The organism is Phycisphaerales bacterium (genome assembly GCA_040217175.1).
GTDB lineage: Bacteria > Planctomycetota > Phycisphaerae > Phycisphaerales > UBA1924 > JAHCJI01.
In genome coordinates, this window is sequence record JAVJNT010000002.1 from 959,433 (window position 1) to 982,176 (window position 22,744).

General features: G+C 68.7%; 20 protein-coding genes and 4 tRNA genes. 9 read left to right on the forward strand and 15 right to left on the reverse strand.

All coding sequences use genetic code 11. From position 1 onward, the window contains the following. Positions 1 to 10 precede the first annotated feature (10 nt). The 7 genes from RIA68_11275 to RIA68_11305 form a co-directional block, all read right to left on the reverse strand. Positions 11 to 769 carry a hypothetical protein gene (locus RIA68_11275; GenBank protein ID MEQ8318024.1) on the reverse strand — a complete coding sequence of 253 codons (759 nt, stop codon included), beginning with the start codon at positions 767 to 769 and terminating at the stop codon, positions 11 to 13. Positions 770 to 771: 2 nt separating this feature from the next. Beyond that, a tRNA-Arg gene (locus tag RIA68_11280) sits at positions 772 to 844 on the reverse strand. A 39-nt stretch (positions 845 to 883) separates the two neighbouring features. Beyond that, positions 884 to 2,026 (reverse strand): slipin family protein, encoded by a 1,143-nt coding sequence (locus RIA68_11285; GenBank protein ID MEQ8318025.1) that lies wholly within the window; start codon positions 2,024 to 2,026, stop codon positions 884 to 886. A 747-nt stretch (positions 2,027 to 2,773) separates the two neighbouring features. Beyond that, positions 2,774 to 2,859 (reverse strand) — tRNA-Asp (locus tag RIA68_11290). Positions 2,860 to 2,879: 20 nt separating this feature from the next. Next, a tRNA-Leu gene (locus RIA68_11295) sits at positions 2,880 to 2,953 on the reverse strand. Positions 2,954 to 3,161: 208 nt separating this feature from the next. After that, complete coding sequence (locus RIA68_11300) at positions 3,162 to 3,290, reverse strand: hypothetical protein (protein ID MEQ8318026.1); 129 nt, start codon at positions 3,288 to 3,290, stop codon at positions 3,162 to 3,164. Positions 3,291 to 3,415: 125 nt separating this feature from the next. Then, positions 3,416 to 5,161: an FAD-dependent oxidoreductase gene (locus RIA68_11305; GenBank protein MEQ8318027.1), complete on the reverse strand. Its 1,746-nt coding sequence runs from the start codon at positions 5,159 to 5,161 to the stop codon at positions 3,416 to 3,418. 136 nt (positions 5,162 to 5,297) lie between these two features. On the opposite strand from RIA68_11305, the gene RIA68_11310 reads away from it, so the two are divergent. The 3 genes from RIA68_11310 to RIA68_11320 all read left to right on the forward strand — a co-directional run bounded on the left by RIA68_11310 (position 5,298) and on the right by RIA68_11320 (position 6,755). Then, positions 5,298 to 5,369, forward strand: a tRNA-Gly gene (locus RIA68_11310). Between the two features lie 76 nt (positions 5,370 to 5,445). Continuing rightward, positions 5,446 to 6,426, forward strand: a complete 981-nt coding sequence (locus RIA68_11315; protein MEQ8318028.1) for a sodium-dependent bicarbonate transport family permease — start codon at positions 5,446 to 5,448, stop codon at positions 6,424 to 6,426. Beyond that, the gene (locus tag RIA68_11320) at positions 6,414 to 6,755 is read left to right on the forward strand and encodes a hypothetical protein (protein ID MEQ8318029.1); all 342 of its coding nucleotides are present in this window, start codon (positions 6,414 to 6,416) and stop codon (positions 6,753 to 6,755) included. Before RIA68_11315 ends, RIA68_11320 begins: the two co-directional genes overlap by 13 nt. Before the next feature lie 7 nt (positions 6,756 to 6,762). On the opposite strand, the gene RIA68_11325 is transcribed toward RIA68_11320, so the two are convergent. The 3 genes from RIA68_11325 to efp are packed head-to-tail and all read right to left on the reverse strand — an operon-like array spanning position 6,763 to position 9,055. After that, positions 6,763 to 7,890: a PA0069 family radical SAM protein gene (locus RIA68_11325; GenBank protein ID MEQ8318030.1), complete on the reverse strand. Its 1,128-nt coding sequence runs from the start codon at positions 7,888 to 7,890 to the stop codon at positions 6,763 to 6,765. Positions 7,891 to 7,920: 30 nt separating this feature from the next. Further along, positions 7,921 to 8,490, reverse strand: a complete 570-nt coding sequence (locus RIA68_11330) for a shikimate kinase (GenBank protein ID MEQ8318031.1) — start codon at positions 8,488 to 8,490, stop codon at positions 7,921 to 7,923. Positions 8,491 to 8,494: 4 nt separating this feature from the next. After that, complete coding sequence (efp, locus tag RIA68_11335) at positions 8,495 to 9,055, reverse strand: elongation factor P (GenBank protein MEQ8318032.1); 561 nt, start codon at positions 9,053 to 9,055, stop codon at positions 8,495 to 8,497. Between the two features lie 200 nt (positions 9,056 to 9,255). On the opposite strand from efp, the gene RIA68_11340 reads away from it, so the two are divergent. From RIA68_11340 to RIA68_11355, 4 genes are all read left to right on the forward strand, one after another. Continuing rightward, the gene (locus RIA68_11340; GenBank protein ID MEQ8318033.1) at positions 9,256 to 10,884 is read left to right on the forward strand and encodes an oligosaccharide flippase family protein; all 1,629 of its coding nucleotides are present in this window, start codon (positions 9,256 to 9,258) and stop codon (positions 10,882 to 10,884) included. A 6-nt stretch (positions 10,885 to 10,890) separates the two neighbouring features. Continuing rightward, entirely contained in the window at positions 10,891 to 11,889 is a 999-nt protein-coding gene (locus tag RIA68_11345) for a sulfotransferase (protein ID MEQ8318034.1), read from the forward strand. 156 nt (positions 11,890 to 12,045) lie between these two features. Further along, the gene (gene infA, locus RIA68_11350; GenBank protein MEQ8318035.1) at positions 12,046 to 12,273 is read left to right on the forward strand and encodes a translation initiation factor IF-1; all 228 of its coding nucleotides are present in this window, start codon (positions 12,046 to 12,048) and stop codon (positions 12,271 to 12,273) included. A gap of 118 nt (positions 12,274 to 12,391) precedes the next feature. Beyond that, entirely contained in the window at positions 12,392 to 13,237 is an 846-nt protein-coding gene (locus RIA68_11355; GenBank protein MEQ8318036.1) for a dienelactone hydrolase family protein, read from the forward strand. Here the strand turns inward: RIA68_11355 and RIA68_11360 are convergent. The 5 genes from RIA68_11360 to RIA68_11380 form a co-directional block, all read right to left on the reverse strand. Continuing rightward, positions 13,234 to 14,217, reverse strand: coding sequence for a mechanosensitive ion channel family protein (locus RIA68_11360; GenBank protein MEQ8318037.1), 984 nt, complete (start codon positions 14,215 to 14,217; stop codon positions 13,234 to 13,236). The genes RIA68_11355 and RIA68_11360 overlap by 4 nt on opposite strands. Before the next feature lie 28 nt (positions 14,218 to 14,245). Beyond that, complete coding sequence (locus RIA68_11365) at positions 14,246 to 15,088, reverse strand: hypothetical protein (GenBank protein ID MEQ8318038.1); 843 nt, start codon at positions 15,086 to 15,088, stop codon at positions 14,246 to 14,248. Positions 15,089 to 15,157: 69 nt separating this feature from the next. Continuing rightward, positions 15,158 to 16,660, reverse strand: coding sequence for an isocitrate/isopropylmalate family dehydrogenase (locus RIA68_11370; GenBank protein MEQ8318039.1), 1,503 nt, complete (start codon positions 16,658 to 16,660; stop codon positions 15,158 to 15,160). Between the two features lie 117 nt (positions 16,661 to 16,777). Further along, complete coding sequence (locus tag RIA68_11375; protein ID MEQ8318040.1) at positions 16,778 to 17,725, reverse strand: L-threonylcarbamoyladenylate synthase; 948 nt, start codon at positions 17,723 to 17,725, stop codon at positions 16,778 to 16,780. 2 nt (positions 17,726 to 17,727) lie between these two features. Further along, positions 17,728 to 19,548 carry a TolC family protein gene (locus tag RIA68_11380; GenBank protein ID MEQ8318041.1) on the reverse strand — a complete coding sequence of 607 codons (1,821 nt, stop codon included), beginning with the start codon at positions 19,546 to 19,548 and terminating at the stop codon, positions 17,728 to 17,730. 286 nt (positions 19,549 to 19,834) lie between these two features. On the opposite strand from RIA68_11380, the gene RIA68_11385 reads away from it, so the two are divergent. Both RIA68_11385 and RIA68_11390 read left to right on the forward strand, forming a co-directional pair. Beyond that, on the forward strand, positions 19,835 to 21,289 hold the full coding sequence (locus tag RIA68_11385) for a hypothetical protein (GenBank protein MEQ8318042.1): 1,455 nt from the start codon (positions 19,835 to 19,837) through the stop codon (positions 21,287 to 21,289). A 159-nt stretch (positions 21,290 to 21,448) separates the two neighbouring features. Then, positions 21,449 to 22,744: an FIST N-terminal domain-containing protein gene (locus RIA68_11390; GenBank protein MEQ8318043.1), complete on the forward strand. Its 1,296-nt coding sequence runs from the start codon at positions 21,449 to 21,451 to the stop codon at positions 22,742 to 22,744.

Below are 22,744 nucleotides of genomic sequence, written 5' to 3' on the forward strand. Positions count from 1 at the left end.
GTGGATCCGCTCAGCGCTTGCCGTGGTGGTCCACTGCGTGCGGCGGCGAGGTCGCTTCCTTCGCCTCAAGCATGTCTTTCACCCGTGACCACGGCAGCGGCATGTACTCCCAGCAATCGACACCGACGTCGAAGCTGAGGGCGTTGGGCATGTTCGCCTCGCGCCAGGGCTCGAAGTTGCCGTGGGAGTGGCCGTACAAGTGGAATACGCCGCGGTGCGAGTGGTGCCACACTGCGTGGGCGTAGTGGCTGAGGAACACGCGGCGTGTCCTGGCCTTCGGGCTCGAAGCCACGCTCTTGCGCAGGTTCGAGTCGCACCAGAGATCGTCCTCGGTCGCGGTATGGTCGGGCCCGATGTAGAGCATCACCGCTTCGTAGCAGTAGGTGAACCGATCGCGCGTGACGTGGCGGCGGTCGTGATTGCCCCAGACGATGCGGACATCGCGGCAACGGATGGACTCGCGGTACTTGCGCACCTGCTTCGCGTCGCTGGACAGTGCAAAGTCGCCGAGGATCCACAGCGTTGCATCCTCCGGCACGACCATGTTGATGTTCTCGATCAGGGCGCGATCCATCCGGCGGACGGATTCGGCCGACGCCTTCCAGCTTTGGAGCCTGTTCGATGCCCGATGACGCTCGAACTGGTCGCGATCGGCATCGGTCATGAAGGCCGTGCGGGTGGCATGCTTCAAAATGCCGGCGTGGCCGAGGTGGAGGTCTGCGGTGAAGTAGTCTCGGTCCGCGTACGAATTCGTAGTTGTGGTATGCATAACGGCCCCGGCAGGATTCGAACCTGCAACCTCCGCATTCGTAGTGCCGGACTCTATCCGTTGAGCTACGGGGCCTGATGGAATCACCCGCGCCCGCTCTCACGGGCGACGGGGCTAGGTCTGCGCCGACTCCGCGTCGCGGCGGAGCAGGCTGGTTACCTGGTCTCCCAGGTTCTGCTGGCCCGAGCCGAACACGAAGGTGGTCTTGGCGCCGCGGAGGATCTCCTGCAGCGCCTCGAGCTCACGCAGGCGCGCCAGCTGCGGGTTGTCGGCCAGCAGCTTGGCGGTGTTCGCCTGGCTGCGGACCGCCGCGGTCTCCTCGCGGCGACGGATGAGGTTGGCCTCGGCCTGCTTCTGGGCGACGATGACCTCGTTCAAGATCACCTTCATGTCGCCCGGCAGGATCACGTCCCGAAGGCCGACGCCCGAGACCGTGACGCCGAACTCGGCCGCACGGGCCGAGAGGCGGTTACGGATCTGCGAGCCCACCTCGTCCTTGGTCGAGAGCAGCTGCTCGAGCGTTCGGCCACCCACCGCGGTGCGCAGTTCGAGCTGCGCCTCTCGGTAGAGCGACTGCTCCCAGTCGCTCACCTCGGTCACCGCTCGCACGGCGTCGGTCACGCGGTGGGTCACCACCAGGTTCATGCGCAGCGTCACCTTGTCGGCCGTCATGATCTCCTGGCCCTGGATGTCGGCCACCTGCTCGCGCAGGTCGACGGTCTTCCAGGTCACGCTCGCGCCGCCCTTCCAGTAGACGAAGAGCCCCGGGCCGAGCTGGTCAGCCAGCTCACCGTCTCGGAAGAGCATCACGCGCTCGTGGCTCTCCACGCGCAGGCCGCCCAGCAGTGCCGAGCCACCGGGGAAGCCCAGGATGGCCTCGAGCTTGGGGTGGACGAACCGGCCCTCGTGCACGCTGAACCGCTCGACCTCGACGGTCGCCGGCGCCTTCCAGAAGGCGTGGAGCCCGCTGGAGAGGATCGCGCCCAGGCGCCCGTCGATCCAGACGAGCGCCCGCTCGTCGTCCTTCAGGTCGACGATCACCAGGCGAGACGCCAGGCGCTGGTCGCTCACGAGCGCCCGGAGGCGGTCGTGCTCGAAGCGCGGGCGCAGCGTGTCGATCACCTCGACGCGGTCGCGCCGGCTCCAGGGCCAGACGGTGGGCATGCGATACACGCCCGGCTCGAGCACGCGCTCGAGCTCGCCGTGGCGGAACCACAGGCCCAGCTCGAGCGTGCGGATGCGGATGGTCTTCAGCATAGCTGCAGCTCCTTTCCGTGCTGCGGTGTCAGAAACCAGGAACAACTCCGTCCCTGAGAACCGCAGACGCACGACGGGGAATGGCAAGCCAGGCGAGTCCCGATCCACGAACGAGCCCGCGTTGGCGGCGGGATCGGGCTTGAGGCGCCCCAGGGAACGCGCTGCGCCCGGAGCCGATCGAGACCGAGTCCGGGCCCAGAAGGCGCGGGATCACGATCACGCTCGACAACGGGCCGCCGCGCTGTGAGGCGTCGGTATCCGCTCGACCGCTGGCCGCCGAGGCGGTCTCTTGCGTCAGCGTGCGATGCAGCACATCGCGCCGCGTCGGCAAGAGCGCCCGGGCGTGGTGGGTGGTCCCCTGGCTTCCGTGGGTACCAAGTGAAGAGCTTGGCGGGGCTAACCGGCCCCTGCGGGAGGAGTCGAACCTCGGGCCTTTCGGCCTGACCATGGGTGACGATGCCGGACTCGAACCGGCGATTGTCGCGTTATTGCGCGATGCTCTGCCAACTGAGCTAATCGTGGGCCGCACACCACCGGTAGAACCCGTTGTCTCGAAACACGCCGAACCGAATCGGGAGCGCGTCGCCGGACGATGGCGTACGGCAAAGGACGCGGAAGGACTCGAATCCTCCCCATCTGCGTTGTGCGCGCAGCCGCCCACCCGGGGCGTCCATGGGACCGTCGTGCGTCTGCGGATGTCAGAGAGCGGCAAGGGCAACGCGCCCTCGCGATCGAAACCAAACCAAGCGGGCCGGACGGGACTCGAACCCGCGTGTGCCCATCGAGGGCCCCCGGTCGACAGCCGGGTTGCTTCGCCGCTTGCATACCGACCCGAACCACGAACCTCTTGCAATGACCCCGGCAGGAGTTGAACCTGCACTGAGCGGATTCTGAATCCGCCGCCTCTGCCAATTGGGCTACGGGGCCCTCTTGTTATGTTCTCGCGACCCGGGCGCACCGATCGCGCCCACGGTTGCACGAACCGAAACACACGATGACCGTGCGCCCATCCCGCGGGAACGCGATCATCAACGAATTGCCGCACCGGCCCCGGAAGGGGAACTCACCGCCGACGGCCCGACCTGATTGGAAGGGGAGGCGTCGGCTCGCGGGTTCCGCTGCCGACGCCGGGCGATTAGCCAGACGTTCTCGGCAGCAATCCATCTTCGACCAGCAGGCCGAATCGCAGGCTGGCAAGATACCACGCATCGCGTGGCGACTCGCCGGCACCGTGCTTCATCGAGATGGAGTGCTGCAACGTCATTGGACGTGAGTTTTCCACGAGAATCGCCCGCCGTCAAGCAGCGCCGAAGAAAACTTTCTATTTGATACCGCGTCGCAACAGAACGAATGCGAACCGTTGCTCGTGCAGCATCCCTAGTTTCGAAGCTACGAAGCCGGGGCGGTCACGCGCTGCTCGTCGAGCACGCGGTGCACGTCTTGGATGCAGATCGAGCCCTCGCCGACCGCGCTCGCAACCCGCTTCACGCTGCCCGCCCGTACGTCGCCGGCGGCGAACACGCCTGGCAGGCTTGTTTCCAGCGGGTGCGGCGTCCGCTCCAGCGGCCACGCTCCGCTGCCCTGCGTCGACTGCCCGACCGCGCCGCCCGTACACACGAACCCGTTTTCGTCGAGCTCGACCGTGCCGCGCAGCCAATCGGTGTTCGCCACCGCGCCGATCATGAGGAACACGTGGCGGATGGGCCGGCTGGTGGACTTCGTGCCGCATCGCCATTCGACGGATTCGAGCCAGCCGTCGCCGGTGAGCGACGTCAGCGACGCCTCGGTCAGAAGGTCGATCCGGTCCGACGACTTGATGCGCTGCAGCAGGTAGTCGCTCATGCTCTTCGCCGGACTCTTGCCGCGGATGAGCATGTGCACGCACTTGGCGTGGCCGGCTAAGAAGATCGCGGCCTGCCCTGCGGAGTTGCCGCCGCCGACGACCACGACCTCTTCGCCACCGCACAGGTCGGCTTCGACCGCCGTCGCGGCGAAGTGGATGCCGTTGTTCTCGAAACGCTCCGTGTCGTCGATGGACAGCCGGCGCCAGCGTGCGCCGCTGGCGATGACGACGCTCCTCGTGCGCACCGGCTCGCCCTGGTCGAGTTCGAGCTCGTACCCGCCGCCGTCGCGCGTGCATGCATTCAGCTTGGTGACCCGCCTGGGCAGCGTGAGGCGAGCGCCGAATTTCTGGGCCTGTACCTGCGCGCGGTCGGCCAGCTCCTGGCCGCTCAGCCCGACGGGAAAGCCGAGGTAGTTCTCGATCCGGCTGCTGCTGCCGGCCTGGCCGCCTGGCGCTTCGGACTCGATCACCAGCGTGGAGAGGCCCTCGCTGGCCGCATACGTCGCCGCCGCAAGACCCGCCGGCCCGGCACCGATGACCGTCACGTCGTACACGTGCGATTCGGCGGGGGGCTCGGTCAGGCCCAGGCACTCGGCGAGCTCGGCCCGGCTGGGCCGACGGAGCAGTGATCCATCGGGGCAGATGGCCACCGGCAAGTCATCGCGCTCGATCGGCCGAGACGCGCTCGAGTCCACGACGCCCTTCGCATCGTCATCGTCGAACCGCAGCACGCGGACGGGATGCGCGTTGCGGCGAAGGAAGCGTTCGAGCTCGAGCATGCCCGCGGTGGTCCGTTCGCCGATCAGCGTCACGGCGCCCTGGGCGTGGTCGACTAGCCCCATCCGCCGGAGGATGAAGGCGCGGAGCACGATGTTGCCGATGTCCGGCTCGGCCGTCATGAGCCGGGCAAACCGATCGCGCGGCACGCGGATGATGGTCGGCTGCTCGCACTGCGCGTCGTCGACCATCACGCGGCCGCTGACCAGGATCTTGCGATCGCTGAACAGGTCGAGCTCGCCCGTGAAGCCGCCCTCCTTGTGGACGTGCACGACCTCGGGCTCGGCCGCGTCGGGCGGGCCGTGGAAGATCTCGACACGACCCTTGAGGATGACGAAGAAGTCGACCGACCGCTGCCCCTGCTCGAAGAGGAGCTTGCCGCAAGGCAGCCGCTCGACGGTCCCGAATCGCTCGATGCGTTCCAGGTGCTCGTCGCTCAGGCGTGGGAACGCGTGCCGATCGTCCCGCGTCGCTGGCTCGGAAGGCGGCGTTGGTACCGGAGCATTGGCGGCCATCGGCGATGGTACCTGCGTCGCGGTGGCCGGCTTCGACCGACATGGCGTGCACCGCGCCTGCTATACTCGTCTCGCGGATTCCATAGGGAATTCGTGCGTCCCGGAACGCCCGCAGCGGCGTGCCGAGGCCGCTCCCGCGGGCGTAGCTCAATGGTAGAGCGTCAGCCTTCCAAGCTGAACGTTGCGCGTTCGAGTCGCGTCGCCCGCTTTGTTTCGACCCCGCCGGGGAACCGTTCGTTGGCCCCTGCCCGGCCCGCCACGCGGCGCCGGCACCTGGAGCAGCCGTGGACCCGTCGGCGCTCACGCAAAACCTGCTGTCCCCGCCCATCCTGTTCTTCGCCCTGGGCATGCTCGCCACGCTCGTGCGATCGGACCTGAGCGTGCCGCCGGCGATCGCCAAGGGGCTGTCGATCTACCTGCTGGTCTCCATCGGTTTCCACGGCGGGTACGAGTTGCACCGCAGCGGGCTCGACGTGGGCGTGCTCGGCACGCTCGGGGTCGCCGCGCTCTCCAGCGCGCTGCTGCCCGTGCTTGCCTTCTTCGTCCTCCGCATGCGGATGAAGGGCGAGGACGCCGCGGGCATCGCGGCCTGCTATGGCTCGGTGAGCGCCGTGACCTTCATCACCGCCATCAGCTTCCTCGAGCGCGGGCAGACCGAGTACAGCGGCCACCTCATCGCCGCCATGGCGCTCATGGAGTCGCCGGCGATCGTCACCGGCATCGTGCTCGCCACGCTCATGCGAACGAAGACCGAGGGCGACGACAACCAGAGGCCCGAGTGGCGCGCCATGGCCCACGAGGCGCTCGCCAACAGCGCCATCGTGCTGCTGCTGGGTAGCCTCGTCATCGGCTACCTCTGCGGCGACTCGGGCTGGACGACCATGAAGCCGCTCGTTAAGGACCCGTTCCAGGCCGTGCTGTGCCTGTTCCTGCTCGACATGGGCTTGGTTGCTGCGCGGCGGCTGGGCGACCTGCGACGCTCGGGCGTGTTCCTCGTCGCGTTCGCGCTCATTGCCCCGCCCGTGCAGGCGTCGCTGGGCATCATCGCCGCCCGGCTGCTCGGGCTCGCGGAGGGCGACGCGCTGCTGCTGGCCGTTCTCTTCGGCAGCGCCAGCTACATCGCGGCCCCGGCGGCGTTGCGGCTTGCGTTGCCCAACGCCAACCCGAGCCTGTACGTGCCCATGAGCCTGGGCCTGACGTTTCCATTCAACATCATCGTGGGCATCCCGCTGTATGCCTCGATCATCGACTGGTGGTGGGCGTGATGGCCGGCGAGCCGAGCAAGCAACACGACGACGGCATGCAACCCATGAAGCGGCTGGACATCGTCGTCGACACGCTTCACCTGAGCCGGCTGCTCACCAAGCTCCGCCAGGCCGGCGCGACGGGCTACACCGTCATGCCCAACGCCTCGGGCTTCGGCGATCGTGGCGACCAGCGGGCGGACGACGTCAGCGGCGTCTCGACGAACGCGTGCGTCATGCTGGCGGTGCCACTCGAGAGCGCGCCGCAGGTAATCGAGGCGGCTCGCGTCGCGCTGCGCAAGTATGGCGGCGTGTGCATGGTCTCCGACTGCCAATGGCTCGAGCACTAGCGCTGGGCTAGCCGAACAAGCCCATCTGCCCGCTGGTGTCGGGCTTCACGAAGTGGGCGCTCGAGAGCGGACGGATGTCGCGGTTCAGCCCGTACCGCCGCGTGAAGACGTCGAACGTCTGGGCGATCTGCCGTGCGATCGGACCGTCGCCGCGGCCGCGGTTTTTGCCGGCGTCGTAGAGCTTGCCCCCGCGGCTCTGGCGGATGAGCGACTCGACCTTGCGGGCGCGGTCGGGGTGCACGTTGCGCTGCAGCCACTCGAGGAACAGGTCCTTGAGCTGGTACGGCAGCCGCAGCAGCACCCACGACACCCGCCGGGCGCCGGCGTCGGCCGCGGCTTCGAGCAAGCTCGGCACCTCGGTGTCGGTCAGGCCGGGGATGATCGGCGCGATGTTGACCGACACCGGCACGCCCGCGGCGGCCAGCTCGCGGATGGTGCGCAAGCGTCCGGCCGGGCTCGTCGCGCGGGGCTCGAGCGTGCGCGCCAGGTCGGCGTCGAGCGTCACGAGCGTCACCGTGACACGCCCGGCGTTGTGGGCGGCCAGCCGCTGCCAGAGGTCGGCATCGCGCAGCACCATGGCGCTCTTGGTCATCGTGCTGACGGGCTGGTTGCACTCTGCCAGCACCTCGAGGCACCGTCTCGCAATCCAAAGCTCGTGCTCGATGGGCTGGTACACGTCGGTGATGGCCGACATGACGATTGGCTGGCCCTTCCAGTTCTTCTTTGCCAGTTCCCTGGCCAGCAGCTCCGGAGCGTCGGGCTTGGCAATGAGCTTGGTCTCGAAGTCGAGCCCGCAGCTGAAGCCCAGGAACTCGTGGTACGGGCGCGCAAAGCAGTAGATGCAGCCGTGCTCGCAGCCGCGGTAGGGGTTGAGCGTCCACTCGAAGGGCACGTCGCTCGTCGGCACGACGCGGTTGATGACGGTCTTGGTCCGGTCCTCGTAGACACGCCGCTCGACCCTTACGGGCTTGCCGTCGCCCTCGGCCTCACGCTCGATCCACTGGCGATCGAGTTCCTCGCCCAGCACGTGCAGGCGGACGTCCTCGAAGCGGTTGCCCGGATTGAGCCCCGCCCCGCGGCGGTGGGCCGGGCCGCCGGGTAGCGCATCGCGGTAGGCGGGCTCTGGGTCCTGCATACCAAACAATATGTGAACAAACAGCCCCGGTCAACGATCCGCGAGCTTGTGCCACAGCTCGACGAGCCGGTCGGCGGCCTGGTCCATCGTCAGGTGCTCGACCTCGACGAGTTCCTCGGCCAGGGCCCGGTAGATGCCATCGCGCTTGTCGTAGAGGCCGGCGATCTCGTCGGCCGGGTGATCGCCAGTGATCGAGGGCCGATCGCCCAGGTCCCGCCGCAGCCGATCGGCGAGTACCCCGGGCGGCGCGTGCAGGTAGACGGGGCCGAGCACGACGCCGGCGTCCATCGCCTCGGTCAGCACACGGCGGGCGTCGGCGAAAGCCGCGGTGCCGCCGCCGAGGGCCAGCACATCGTCCCCCTGCGTGGCAAGTGCCTTCGAGAGCGCCGCTGCTTCGACCAAGCGAAACGCATCTTCGCCCGCTTCGGCCCACGCCTCGCGCACGGTCGGGAAGGCGTGGCCGTCGATGTCCTCGATGGTCAACTCGTCGAGATCGCTAAATGCGATGCCCAGGCGACCGGCGGCCAGCTCGCCCGCCGACGTCTTGCCGCTCGCGCGCAGACCGATGACGACCAGGTGGCGGCCCGCGAACGCGGACATGTGCCTACTCCTTCGCGCGGGCGAGGTAGCGGCCGTCTTCGGTCGCCACCTTGATCTTCTCGCCGATCGTGATGAAGGGCGGCACGCGGGTCTTCAACCCGGTCTCGCACTCGGCTTCCTTGAGCTGGTTCGTCGCCGTCGCGCCCTTGATGCCGGGGGTCGTGTCGGTCACCTCGAGGTCGACGCTCGCGGGCAGCTCCAGGCTCAGCGGGTTCTCTTCGTAGACCAGCACGGTGCAGGTGGTGTTGGGCGCCAGGTACATGAGCGCGTCACCCAAGACCTCGGGGGCGATGATGACCTGGTCGAAGGTCTCGCTATCCATGAACGTCGCGCCGGTCTGGTCGCTGAACAGGTACTCCATGTCGCGGCGGTCGATCGGTGCGCTCTCGACGGCGTCGCCGCCGGTATAGCGCTTGTCGATGTGCAGGCCGGTGGCCACGTCCTTGAGCTTCACCTGGTAGTAGGCCGGGCCCTTGCCGGGCTTGGTGTGCTCGACCTTGACGGCGATGTAGACCTTGCCGTCGATCTGGAGGGCGTTGCCTTGGCGGATCTCGTTGGCCTTCATTGTCTGGGTTCCATCCTTCGCTGACGCATCGATGCGGCGGCTGTCGGCCCCGGGGCTACTCCCTGGGCCGGATCGGTTTCGGCTCGTGCCATCCTCACCGCGGGGCCGATGGTAGGCTGGGCCCCGCGCGGCCCGACTACGGCGAAACCGAACACCGGCCCGCGCGAACCCCGCGCCCATCCGAGGCCTATTGCCCCACGATGCCCGAGCCCCCGACGCACCCGCAGCCGCAGACGCCCCGCCCCGGTGCGGGTCCGAGAAGGCAGGCCCAGGCCATGGGCCGGCGCGTGGGCGGCGGGCTGAGCTGGCTCATGGTCGCCACGGCCGTCGTCAAGGTCGCCAGCCTGGCCAACATCGCGATCCTGGGCGCCCTCCTGGGCAAGGACGACTTCGGCATCTTCGGCACCGCCATCGGCGTGGCGGCGCTCGTCAACGTGCTCCGGGACGGGGGCGTCCGCCGCATCCTCATCCAGAAGGGCATGCACCGATTCGACGGGCTCGTCGGCCCGGTCTACGCCTGGACGCTCATGCTCAACGTGCTCGCGGCGATCATCCTGTGCGCCCTCGGGCCGGTGCTCGCCCGCGTGCACGACAACGACGAGTACGTCATGGTCATGGTCACGCTGGGCATCGCCGCGGGCATCTACGGCCCGTGCATGATCTACCGCGCGAAGCTGGCGATGCAGTACCGCTACAAGGCCGTCGCCGTCATGAACGCCAGCAGCTCGATCGTGCGCTACGTCGCGATGATCGCGCTGGCGTTGGGTGACGCCGGGCCGCTGACGTTTACGTGGTCGCTGGTCATCTCGGCGGCCTACGAGTGGCTGTACGGCCTCTACACCACGCGAGACCCGCTCGTTCGCCTGAAGCCCAGGACCAGGCTGTGGCCCGCCATCTGGGCGCGCACGAAGTGGCTGCTGCTCGGCGCCGTCGCGCTCGCGCTGCTGCGGCAGGGCGACTACCTCGTGCTTGGCTTCCTGCTCACCGAATCCGTGATGGGCGTCTACGTCTTCGCCTACATGATCGGCGATCAGGTCATGTCGCTGCTGGCCAGCAACCTGCAGCAGGTGCTCATGCCCACCATGAGCGCGTTCCAGCACGACGTGAAGCGGCACGTTGCCTCGGTGCTGCGCGTGAGTGGCGCGCTCACGCTCGTGGCCTCGGGCATCGCCGGGGGCATCGCCGTCACGATCGATCCGCTCCAGCAGATCATCTGGCAGGACAAGTGGGACGGCGCCGTGCCGGCCGTCCAGGCCCTGGCGCTCTGCTTCTCGCTCCGGCTGCTGGTGACCGTGCAGGAGTCGGCGCTCTCGAGCACCGGGCGATTCCGCACGCAGTTCTTCGCGCTCTTCGCGCAGGGCATCGGCATGGCCGGCGTCGCGCTCGTCGGCGGCCTGCTCTTCCCGACAGAGCCGGGCCTCATCGCCGCGGGCGTCGGGCTGTACTTCGTGCTGGGTGTCACCGGCGTCGCGGCGTGGAGCCTGCGGTCCGTGGGCGTGCCGGCCATGTCGTTCATCGCCACCGTGCTGCGTCCGTGGGGCCTGCTGACGCTGCTGGCGATCGTGATCATCGTCGTCGATCACCTCGTCTTCAACGACGCGGCCCGCACTGCCTCGGGCGACGGCGAGGAAGCCGGGCGCGGGCTCGTCGAGTCGCTCCAGCGCCTCGTGCTGTCGGGAACGGCGTACGCACTGGCGGCGGCCGTGCTCACACGCGTGCTCCTGCCCGACACGCTGCGGAGCATCCTGGCCATTGCGCCGGCCCGCGTATCGAAGCCGGCCGGCGCCCTGCTGAGGCTCAAGCCCACGACTGCGGGAAGCCGGGACTAGCGGGCCATGGGCAACGAAACCAGGTACTTCTTCATCACCGGCACCAGCCGCTCGGGCACGACCTTGCTGCAGGCGATGCTCTCGCGTGGCGAGGGCGTGTTCATCCCGCCCGAGACCCACTTCATGCCGCTCGTGTGGAAGAACCGGCGCAAGCTGGGAGACATCGAGACCGACGCCGGATGGAAGGCGGCCCTGCAAGCCATCCGACAGAGAAGTGCCATCGCCGGCATCGAGTTGGACGATTCCCGATTCGAGGAGCTCGCGGCCAACGAGCCCCGAGGATATGGCTCGCTCTTGCGTGCATGGCTGCGTGCCGCCGCCGAAGCCCATGAACACGACGCGAGCGGCGCCCCTGCGGTCATCGGCGAGAAGAGCCCGCCGCACACGATGTACGTGCCCCAGTTGCTCTCGATGTTTCCGGATGCCGTTTTCGTGCACATCGTGCGAGACCCACGCGACGTCGCTGTGAGCCAACTCCAAGCCTGGGGCACCCCGATCACGTCGTCGGCCGTCCGCTGGCACATCGATCAGCGAGCCGGGCTTGCCGCTGAGCGGATGCTCGCTGCCGACCGCTTCCTGGTAGTGCGGTACGAAGACCTCGTTGCCAGGCCCGAAGTCGAGATCCGCAAGGCCTGCGACGTACTGGGCATCATCTACCGTGACGAGATGCTCCATCCACACCAGCGATCGCAGCTGGGCTTTGCGGAGCGCGAGCGACATAAGCAGCGCACGCTGGAGGCGGTCACGGATTCGCGCGTGGGCCGGTATCGCGGGGCCCTTTCGCCCGGCTCCATCGCCGCCATCGAGTTCGTCTGCCGCAGGCACATGCGCCGGCTCGGCTACGAACCGGCCGGATCGTCGTGGTGGAAGGGAGCGGTCGCCCTCGCCCTGCGTTGCCCGGCCATGGCCTGGCGGAAGCTCCGCCTGCGGTCGCCCGCCCATCGCATCGCCCGGCGTGTCGGTCGCGATCCCCAGAATCCCGGTATTCGTGGCCCGGCGAAATAAACGCGGCATCGACGTTCTTGTTTTATTCGGTTGCCGTTGCCCGGTCTCGAAGGGGCCGGGCTACAGTTGCCGCTCGCTCGCCCGGGGCCGGGCATCAAGGCGAACACGCAGGGATTCGCCGGCATCGACGCCGGCACAGGAGGATCGCACCCACGCATGGCCAAGCAGGACGACAAATTCACCATGGAAGCGATCGTCGTCGAGGCGCTTCCCAACGCCATGTTCAAGGTGCGACTGCCCAACGAGCAGCAGACCGAGATCCTCGCCTACGTCTCGGGCAAGATGCGTAAGCACTACATCCGCATCACCCCGGGCGACACCGTCACCGTCGAGATGTCGCCCTACGACCTTACCAAGGGCCGCATCACCTTCCGCGGCCGCTAGACCACGCAAGGCGACTCCTTCCAAGCATTGCCGACGTCGTGGGGATCCCCGTGCGCCGCCCGCTGCGCTCGTGTTCTTTGGCGACGGCGATACTGTTGCGCACCGATGGAGGTGCACCATGATCGCTCGCATCCTGATCCTTCTCGCCGTCGTGCTCACCTGTGCGCTGCCGACGCACGCGCTTGCCCAGCAGGGCCCGACGCCGCCCGAGCGCCCGCTCGATCCACGCCGGTGGGATGAACGGATGCAACGCGAGTACGAACTGGCCTACGAGCACGACGGGACCAAGCTCCGCGGCCTCGTCGTCGAGCCCGCCGGCGGCGAATTGCGTGGCACCGTGCTCGTCGTCCACGCGTGGCGGGGCCTGGGCGACGAAGAGAAGCAGCGTGCCCGCATGCTCGCCGAGCTGGGCTACCGCGCGTTCGCCATCGACATGTACGGCGAGGGCGTCCGCGCCGAAGACAACGAAGAGGCCGCCGAGCTCGCGGGCATCTACTACGCGGACCGCCAGCTCATGCGCGGCCGCGTCGAGGCAGCCGTCGAAGCACTGAAGGGCCAGGGCAAGCTCACCGACAACCTCGCCGCCGTCGGCTACTGCTTCGGGGGCACCGTCGTGCTCGAGTGCGCCCGCCACGGCATGGACATGGACGCCGTCGTCAGCTTCCACGGCGGGCTGTCCTTTGAGAGCGCCCCGCGCCGCGGTCAGGTCACCGCCTCGGTCCTGGTCTGCAATGGCTACGACGACCCGCTGGTCAGCATCGAGGCTCGCAACGAGTTCAAGCGCGAGATGGCAAACGCCCAGGCCGACTTCGTGTTCATCGACTACGCCAACGCCGTCCACAGCTTTACGAGCAAGGCCGCCGGCCCGATGGAGCCGGGCAAGGTCGCGGCGTACAACGAGGCCGCCGACGAGCGTTCGTGGCGCGCGATGCAGGACTGGTTCGAGGCGACGCTGACCGACTAGGCCTCGTCGCCCTCGGCCTCGGCCTTGCCCTGCTGCTCGACTTCCAGCGGCTGCTTGAACGTGAGCGTGCGGTAGGGGAACGGAATCTCGATGCCCGCGTCGTCGAGGGCCCGCTTGATAGCCTCGACCACCTCGTCGCGGCTCTTGCGCTGCTCGACCGGCGTGGCGCCCGTCCACCAGGCGACCTCGAAGTTGACGCTGCTGCTGGCGAACTCCTGGGCGAAGACCTGCACGCCCAGCCGTGCTTGGATCGTCTCGCAGCCGCGGACGGCCTCTTCGATGACCTTGCGAGACTCGGCGACGTCTTCCCCGTAGGCGACGCCCACGATGATCTCGAGGCGACGGTGGGCCCGGTCCGTGAGCACGTCGACCGGGTTCTTGTAGATGTCGACGTTGGGCACAACGACCAACTCGCCGCGCACGGTGCGCAGGATCGTGTTGCGCACCGTGACGTTCACGACGCGCCCGGTGATGCCGTTGCACGAGATCCAGTCGCCGTTCTCGAACGGGAAGCGCCAGAGGATCAGCACGCCGGCAAAGAAGTTCTCGAAGATGTCCTTGAACGCCAGGCCGATGGCGATCGAGCCCACGCCCAGCGCGGTGAGCGCCTTGGTCGGCGTCAGCCCGGGGAACATCACCATGGCCGAGATCATGAGCCCCACCGCCCACACGCCGATGACGACGAAGCGGACAACCAGCTCCTTGAGCGAATCGCGCATCTTGACGCCCGACAGCAACCGCCGGGAAATCCAACGCGCGACGAGGCCCACCACCAGCGTGACGACGACGATGAGCAGGCCGGCGACGAGCAACGGCAGGTGCGAGAGGAAGCCCTCCCAGATCGATTGCAGCGTCTCCATCACCGTCGCCGACGGATCGTCGGACGCGGATGCCTCGATCGAAGATGCCTCCGTTGCGGATCCCGATGATTCCTGCGTGAGGCCCTCGCTCGCGACGACCTGCTCAAGCTGGATGCTCATGCGGGCAGCCTAGGGACGCCCGGCCGACCTAGTCCGGCACGACCTGCCGCAGCAGCAACGCGTACAACCGCTCGCGCCGTGATTCGTCCAGCTCTTGATAGATCTTCACCATCGTCGCGCGCCGCTGCTCGGGCGTGGCCGCCAGCCGCGTGGTCTCGATGTGCTCGAGCACGACGTCGCGGATGGCCTCTCGCTGCGCTTCGGTCGGCTCGACGCCGGTGTAGATGCTCTCGAGCAGCTCGCGATAGCGCCGCAGCGTGAGGTCGTACCCCTCTCGGACCTCCTGCTGGAAGACCTGGAACGCCAGTCGCTCGCGGGCCGCGGTCATGGCGCGCTCGCCGCGCCGGTCCATCATGCCACCAGCGCGCTCCTGCAACAACGCGGCCCAGTACTCTTCATTGATCCGGCGAAGCTCGTCCGCGTGCGGCTCCCCCACCGCCTCGGCCAGCGCCTCGAGCAGCGGCGCATGCGGCATGCCCGACTCGAAGCGCTGCCACAGGGCGCGCATCTCGTCGCGGGCCGCCTCATCCTCGCCCGCGGTGATCAGGTCGGTCACCTCGCGCACCGTGTCGAGCTCGTCGACCAGCAGCATGCGGATCGACTCGCCACGCTGCGTATTGATCTCCCGGACACGCTCGGCCACTTCGGTCGGCAAACTCCGCGCCGCGATGAGCACCTGGGCGGCGGCGATCTCGGGCCGGCCCGCGACCGGCTGCAGCCGGCCGTCCATGCCGTACCGCACGATCGTCGCCTGGGCCTCCACCGCTGGCCCCGAGAGCAACCCGGGCGCATCTTCCTGCGAGAGCACCACGGGAGTCACCGTGAGAACGATGCAGGAACCAACCAGGATCGACATCGACCGTCCGAGCATGACGCACCTCCACGCATATGGATACGCGCGCCCCGCCGCCAGCGTTTGCTCGGTCCTTGCCCCGGGCCGCTACTGGCCCTGGGCCAGCGAGTAGCCCGGCTTGCCGTCGTAGTGCTTCAGCGGCTGGAAGTCGGTGACCTCGAACTTCTCGGCGATCCGGTCCAGCAGCTGGATGATCGGGCCCTGGCCCAGGCTCGGCGCCCGATCCATGTCCCGCAGTTCGAAACGCACGCGGTAGTAGTCGACGATCTCGGTGTACACGCTGCCGCTGGGCCAGACCTGCGTACCGCGATTGCTCATCATCTTGAGCTCGAAGGGCGTGGGCCCGCAGATGTCCTTGAGCCGATCTGCCAGCTCTTGCGGGCTGAGGAGCGTGTCGAGGTAGATATCGCAACCCACGTACACGCTCTTGAGCGTCTCGAAGGTTCGCATGAGCGTGTTGTGGCGGGGCCGCTCCGGACGGCTCACGCTCACCGTCGCACTGACGCCATCGGTCTTGAGTGCCTCGCGGCTGTCGGGCGCCTTGCCCAGGTTGCCCTTGATGGCGTTGCCGAAGTCGGTGGTGCCAACCGCCGGCTTGCCCGTCCCTTCGCCGAAGTCGCCCGTGTGCACGCCTTGTTCCAGCGTGTGGATCAACGCGTTCTCGATGAGGTTGGCGTGCTTCATCAGGCCGATGTGCCGCAGCATCATCAGTCCGCTGAGCAAGAGGCTCGTGGGGTTGGCCAGGTTCTTGCCGGCGATGTCGGGCGCAGTGCCGTGTACCGCCTCGAAGATGCTGACGTGGTGGCCGATGTTCGCGCTGGGCGCGAAGCCCAGCCCGCCCACCAGGCCGGCCGCCAGATCGCTCACGATGTCGCCTTGGAGGTTTGGCAGCACGACCATCTTGAAGTTCTGCGGCTTGAGCACGAGATTCATGCACAAGGCATCGATGATGACGTCGCCGGTCTCGATGTCGGGGTAGTCGCCGCCGATCTTGTAGAAACGCTCCAGGAAGAGGCCGTCGCTCATCTTCATGATGTTGGCCTTGTGCCCGCAGTGCACCTTCTTGATACCCAGCCGTTGGGCGGTCTCGAAGGCCTCGCGGTGCACCTGATCGCAGCCCGGTGCCGAGATGAGCCGCTTGCACTCGACCACGTCGTTGGTCAATCGGTGCTCGATGCCGCCGTACGTGTCTTCGATGTTCTCACGCACGACGTAGAAGTCGACGGGGATGTTGGCCTTGCTGTAGACCGTCTCGACGCCCGGCAGGCTCTGGAAGTGTCGCACGTTCGCGAACGCGCCGTACATCTTGCGGAGCGTGACGTTGATGCTCTTGCCACCGCCGCCGACGGGCGTGCCCATCGGGCCCTTGTAGACCAGGCCCGTTTCCTCAACCATGCGGATCGACTCGTCGCTGATGCCCATCGAGTTGCCGGCGCGGAAGACCTTCTCACCCATCTCGGTGGGCACGAAGTCCACGTGGTCCTGCACGCCGGCTGCCTCGAAGATCGACAGGCACGCGGCCATGATCTCCGGCCCGATGCCATCACCCTCGGCCAGCGCAACCTTCAGCTTCTGCGACGATTCGGACATGACGGCGGCCACCTCTCAAGTGAAGAACGCGTGCTCGGAAACGAAAGAACGCACCCCGGCCCCACCACTGGGCCGAGGGGGCATCAGGGTAGGGCCGACGGGCTGCTGCTGACCGCCTCAGGCCCCCGCCGCCCGACGCAGACGCTCCCGCACCGCCTCGAAGGTCGAACCCCCGCCCTCCGGGACGCAGGCCACCACCACCGCCGCCCCCATCACGTCGGCCTCCCGGAGCGCCGCATACAGCTCGCGGGCGTACGCCGATGCCTCGGCGGGCATGGCGATCGACGCGTTGGGCGGATCGACCGCGACCGGCACGCCCGGCGGCGACAGCAGCACGCACGGGCCATCCCCAATCGCGGCGTGCACAGCTTCGATCGTCTCGACGAGCACCACGCGGGCCCGCGGCTGGTAGTGCGGACCCAGCAGGCCAGGGCTGGCCACCGGCCCGGCCCCGGCACGCTCGCCCTCGCGGAGCGGCACGCCCGCGACGCGGATCTCCTCCGGACCGATCACGCCCAACCGCAGCACGCGCACCGCGTCGCCGTCGATCGCCAGCACCGTGGACTCGATCCCGACCTCACACGGCCCGCCATCGAGCACGAACACGTCCTTACCAAAGGCGCTTCGCACATGCTCGGGCGTCGTGGGCGAGACGTATCCCGACCGGTTCGCGCTGGGCGCGACCAACGGCTCGCCGGCGGCCTCGATCAGCGCAAGCGCCACGGGATGGTTCGGCACGCGCACGGCGACCGTCGGGCCGCCGGCGGTTACGGAATCGGGCACCCAGCTTGCCCTCGGCATCACAAGCGTGAGCGGCCCGGGCCAGAATGCGCGCGCAAGCACGTCAGCCGGTTGCGGCCAATCCGCGCAGCAGTCCCGGGCCATCTCCAGCGTCGACGCGTGTACGATGAGCGGGTTCGTCGCCGGGCGACCCTTGGCCTTGAATACCCGCGCGACCGCGTCGGCGTTTCGGGCGATCGCCGCCAGCCCGTACACCGTCTCGGTGGGCATCGCCACAAGCCCGCCGCTGCCTAGGTGCGCCGCCGCGTGCGCGATGGCGTCCATTGCTACCGGTCCGCGTCGCCGTAGAGCTCTTCGAGCTTCCCGGCGTCGGGCACGACGAACCGCACGCCGTTGCGCTCCAGCGCCGTTCCCATGGCCGCGTGCAGGTTGGCGATGCCGACCATGTAGTCGACCAGCGCGCCCACCTCGGCCTGCTCGGCCGCCGCCAGCCGCTCCTGGGCCTGGAACTCCAGGTTCAAGCGCTCGGGCGTGTTGACCGCGATGGTCTCGCGCTGGATGTCGAGCACGCGCACGTTGTTGGCCGCGGCCAGGCGATTGCTCATGGCCTGCCCGATGCGCTCGTAGGCCTCCTTCGTCCGCCGCAGCGACGAGCGAACCTCCGAGATCACGCCCTGCACCGTGTTCTGGTAGGCGATGACGGCCTGGTACTGCTGGATGCGCCGCTCGTTGCGCGTCGCCTCGGCGGCGCGGTTGCCGATCGGCAGCTCGAAGTTCAGCCCGAGCAGCCAGCTCTGCCGGCTGAAGCCGTACGCGTCGGTGAACGACGTCCCCAAGTCGTCGTCCAGGTCGCTCACCGCGAACTGCGCCCGCAGGTCGAGCTGGGGCAGCAGGCCGTTTTCAGCCACGCGCCGACGGATCGCCGTGTTGTCCAGGCTCAGCAGCGCCTGGTAGATCTCGGGCCGCCGCCTCAACGCCGACTGGTACGCGTCGAACAGGCCGTACTCGATCGCCTGGTCGACGGGCTCGTCGGCCGGCAGCAGCAGCGTTTCGCCCGCCACGGGATAGCGGGGATCGCTCATCGCGACCTTCAGCCGGTCGCTTGCCTCACGCACGTTGGTCTGGCTCTGGATGACCGTCTGGCGGCGTTCCTGCACGCGCGCGTCGGCGTCGGACACCTCGGCCGGATTGGCGTCGACGTCGGCGCGGATGCGGATCTCCCGCCGCGTCTCGTCGCCGCGCGCGAGCAGCCTCTGGACGATCCGCAGGTTCTGCCTCGCACGGAACAGCTCCCAGTACGCCGTCTCGACCTCGAGCACCGTGTTGATGGCCTGGGCCTTGAGGTTCGCGATCGAGTCGCGCTCCTGGTTGCGCGCCAGCAGGAGGCCCTCGCGCGCCACGTCGGTACCAAACCCGCGCAGCAACGGCTGATCGACCCGCAGCGTCAGCGTGCTCTCCCACGCAGGATCGGGCGTGAACGTCAGGCTCGGGTTGTCGGTCAAGACGTCGGTGTACTCGAACTGCTGCACCACCGACAGCGTGCCGCCGGTCGCCATCTGCCGGCGCAGGCCGAGCGAAGACGTCACGATGTTGCGCTCGTCACGCGCAGGCACGAACTGGCTCGACGAGATCTGCTCGGTCTCCGAACTGTTGTACTGCGTCGACGCGATGAACACCCAGTCGAACGCGGCTTCGGCCCGCACCACGCCAGCTTCGGCCACGATCGGATCGAGCCGCGCGAACTGCAGCGCGTAGTTGTGCTGCACGGCGGCGCGGATGGCCGACTCCAGATCGATCGTCGCGATGGCCTGCTCGTTGCCCAGCAGGTCTTCGCCGAATTCATCGGCCTCGCCCTCGTAGCTGCGCAGCCCGGCGATGGCGGCCACGTCGTCCCGAAACCGTTCGTCGATGTCGATCTCGACCGGCTGCCGCTCGAAGGCGCGGATGCCCTCTCCCGAGTCGCGGGCCTGCCGCAGCTCGTTCATCAGGTTGTCGACCAGCGCCCGTTGCGAGGCCGAGCTCGGCTCGTCCAGCGGCGTGGCGCACCCGCTGGCAAGCAGCAGCGCCGCGGCCCCGCCCGCGGCGGCGACCCACCGCCGGCCATCGAGGCGGCATCGCGAACGGGCTCGGTTCACACGATCGGTCATATTGATTCTGCTTTCTCGATTGGGCCCGGGCGGTGCATGCCGGGGCGAACGCCGGAACGGGGGAGGCCGGCAGCCGGGCCCGGCCGGCGGGCGTGCGGCGGGCCTCGAAGGCGCTCAAGCCCCCTGCCCACGGGGAGCCGATGCTAGGAGGCTGGGACCGCCGCCCCAAGCGGTCTACCTTTGTATTGTCTGGGGCCTTCGGAGCGAAGGCCGCCAACCGGCGCACGAGGCGCCGGACATGCAGACGAGTCGCCATGCCCCTGGGGCCCGTTCAACGGAGGGAACGATGCTCACCGCACGACTGCACCCGCTCGCCGCCATCGCGCTGGCCGCACTCACGCTCGCCGGGTGGTTCGCCCCGGCGGCCACGGCCCAGACTCGCGACGTCGAGCCCTACTTCGTGACCGTCACCGCCGACCAGGCCTTCCTCCGCTCGGGCGACCTGCGGAGCTACTACCCCATCGCCACGCTCACGCCGGGCACGGTCCTGCGTGTCACGGGCGAGGGCGGCAATTGGCTCCGCGTGGAGTACCCCCGCGGCCTGCACGCGCTCGTCCGGGCCGACCACGGCGTCTTGGACGAAGCAGACGGCGTCGTCACCCTCAGCCGCTCTGGCGCGCTCAAGGCCCTCAGCGACACCCGCTACGGCGTGGACGGCTCCTTCCGCGACGTGCAGGGCCCCGACACGCCGGCCACGACGCGGCTGAAGTACCGCCGCACCGAGACCAGCAGCCGCGGCGTGGTCTTCTACGTGGTCGACGCACCCTCGGGCGCCGCCGGCTTCATCGAGAGCGATCAGGCCCGGCGTGCGATGCCCAGCGAAATCCAGGCCTACCGCGCCCGCCTCGAGGCCGAGGATCAGGGTCAGGCCCTGCCCGAGCAGCCCGTCCAGCAACCGACGCAAGAACAGACCCAGCAGACCCAGCCCCAGACCCCGCCGCAGCGCGAGCAAGAGCAACCAGCCGACGAGGGCGATCGCCCGACCGTCATGGAGCCGATGCGCATCGAGGGCGCCGGTGATCAGCCCGAGACCCAGCCGGTGCGGACCAACCCCGTCACGCTGCGCACCGACCCGGCCGTGCAACCTCCGGCTGGCCAACCGGCCGAGACCGAAGCACAGGCCGAGCCGACCGAGCCCGAGAGCGTGCTCGATCCGCTGCCGAGCCTCGAGGCGTTGTCGGTCGCGTTCGACGCCGTCCGCCAGCAGGGCACGCTCGAGGCCGAGGTCGACGAGCTCGAGGCCGCGTTCCAGCGCGTGCTCGCCGCCACGCCCGACATCCAGGAGAACGAGTCGGTGCGCACCTGGCTGCAGCAGCGGCTCAGCCTGCTCGAAATCCGCAAGCAGCTCCAGAAGACGCTGCAGGACGTCGCCGAGGCGCAGGCCCAGCTCGCCCAGGGCAACCAGCAGAGCGACCAGGCCTTGGCGCGCCTCCGCGAGTCGGCCATCTACGACTACGTCGGCAAGCTCGAGAAGAGCGCCGTCTACAACGGCAACCGACTCCCGCTCATGTACCGGCTCGTCTCGGTCGGCGACGGCGCGCCGCGCACGCTCGGCTACATCGAGCCCGCCGAAGGGCTCGACCTCGACCGCAAGCTCGGCGTGCTCGTCGGGGTGAGTGGCGGCGGCAGCGATCGGGCCGACCTGCGCCTGAGCACCATCGAGCCCACCAGCGTGGTGGTGCTTCGGTCCGAGGAGTCGGAGAAGGTCCAGTACGCGACCGAGCCCGAGCCGGGCGGCTAACCGCCACCGACCACGGCAGATCCAACCAATCACGAACTCGCACGAGGGCCCGGGACGATACCCGGGCCCTTCTCGTTGACCGCCACTCCCGCGCGCCAAAACCCGGGCAAACCCACACGATCCGCCGACGACCGCCCGCCAACCACGTACACTGTGTTCGTGAGCATACACGCCACATCTGCTGGCCCCGCGACCATGATGGCCTCGGGCCTCTCGTCGCTCGACCGCACGGAGTTCGCCGCGCGGCAGGCCTTCGACCTGGCCGCCGAGCAGTTGCCCGAGGGCGCCGAATCGGCCGACCTCGCGCTCGTGTTCTTCTCGAGCGCGCACGCCGGGCAGGCCGGGCTGGTAGCCGCCGCCGCGCGTGCCGCGCTGCCCAACGCCACCATCGTCGGCTGCTCGGCCGAGTCGGTGCTGGGCGGCACCGTCGAGCTCGAGGACCGACCGGGCATCAGCGTACTGGCGTGCAGCATGCCGGGCGTCGACGTCCGCGCTTTCCCGCTCAGCCGGCTGTCGAACATCGACCCGAGCAATCCCAGCCAGGTCGAACGTCTCCGCGAGACCGCGGGCATGACGCACGAGCACCGCGCGACCATCCTGCTGCCCGACCCGTTCGGCCTGCCCGCCGGCCGCGCGATCACCGCCATCGACAAGGCGGCGCGTCTCGGCCTGAGCGACGAAGAACGACCGGTGGTGCTCGGCGGCATGGCATCTTCGGACAATCGCACCGGCGGCAACGCGTTCCTGCTCGACGGCAAGACCATCCGCGACGGCGGCGTGGGCCTCTCGCTCAACGGACCGCTCACCGTCGACGCCGTCGTGAGCCAGGGCTGCCGGCCCATCGGCCCTAACATGGTCGTCACGCAGGGCGAGGGCAACGTCGTCCACCGCCTCGGCGGGCGACCCGCCTTCGAGGCCGTGCGCGAGGTCATCGCCGACCTCGAAGAAGACGAGAAGCAGCTGCTCTCCAAGGGCGTGTTCTTGGGCGTCGTCGCCGACGAGCACCGCCGGCACTTCGGCCGAGGCGACTACGTCATCCGCAGCATCATGAGCGCGAACGAGGCCGACGGCTCGATCGCCCTGGGCGACTACGTCCGACTGGGGCAGACCGTCCGCCTGCATGCGCGTGACGCGAGCACGGCCCACGAAGATCTGGAGCTGCTCCTGGACGCACAGAAGCTCTACGAGCACCCCGCCGGCTGCCTGCTCATCACCTGCAACGGGCGCGGCACGCGTCTGTTCGAGCAGCCCAACCACGACGCTCAGACCGTGCACCGCGCCTTCGAGGCCGTCCGCAAGGGCACGCCCGCCATCGGCGCCGCGCCCAGGGGCACCGGTCAGCCCATGCCCATCGCCGGCTTCTTCGCCGCCGGCGAGATCGGGCCCATCCAGGGCCGGACCTTCGTGCACGGCCACACCGCGTGCGCCGCGCTCTTCCGCGGCCGGGCGGTCTAG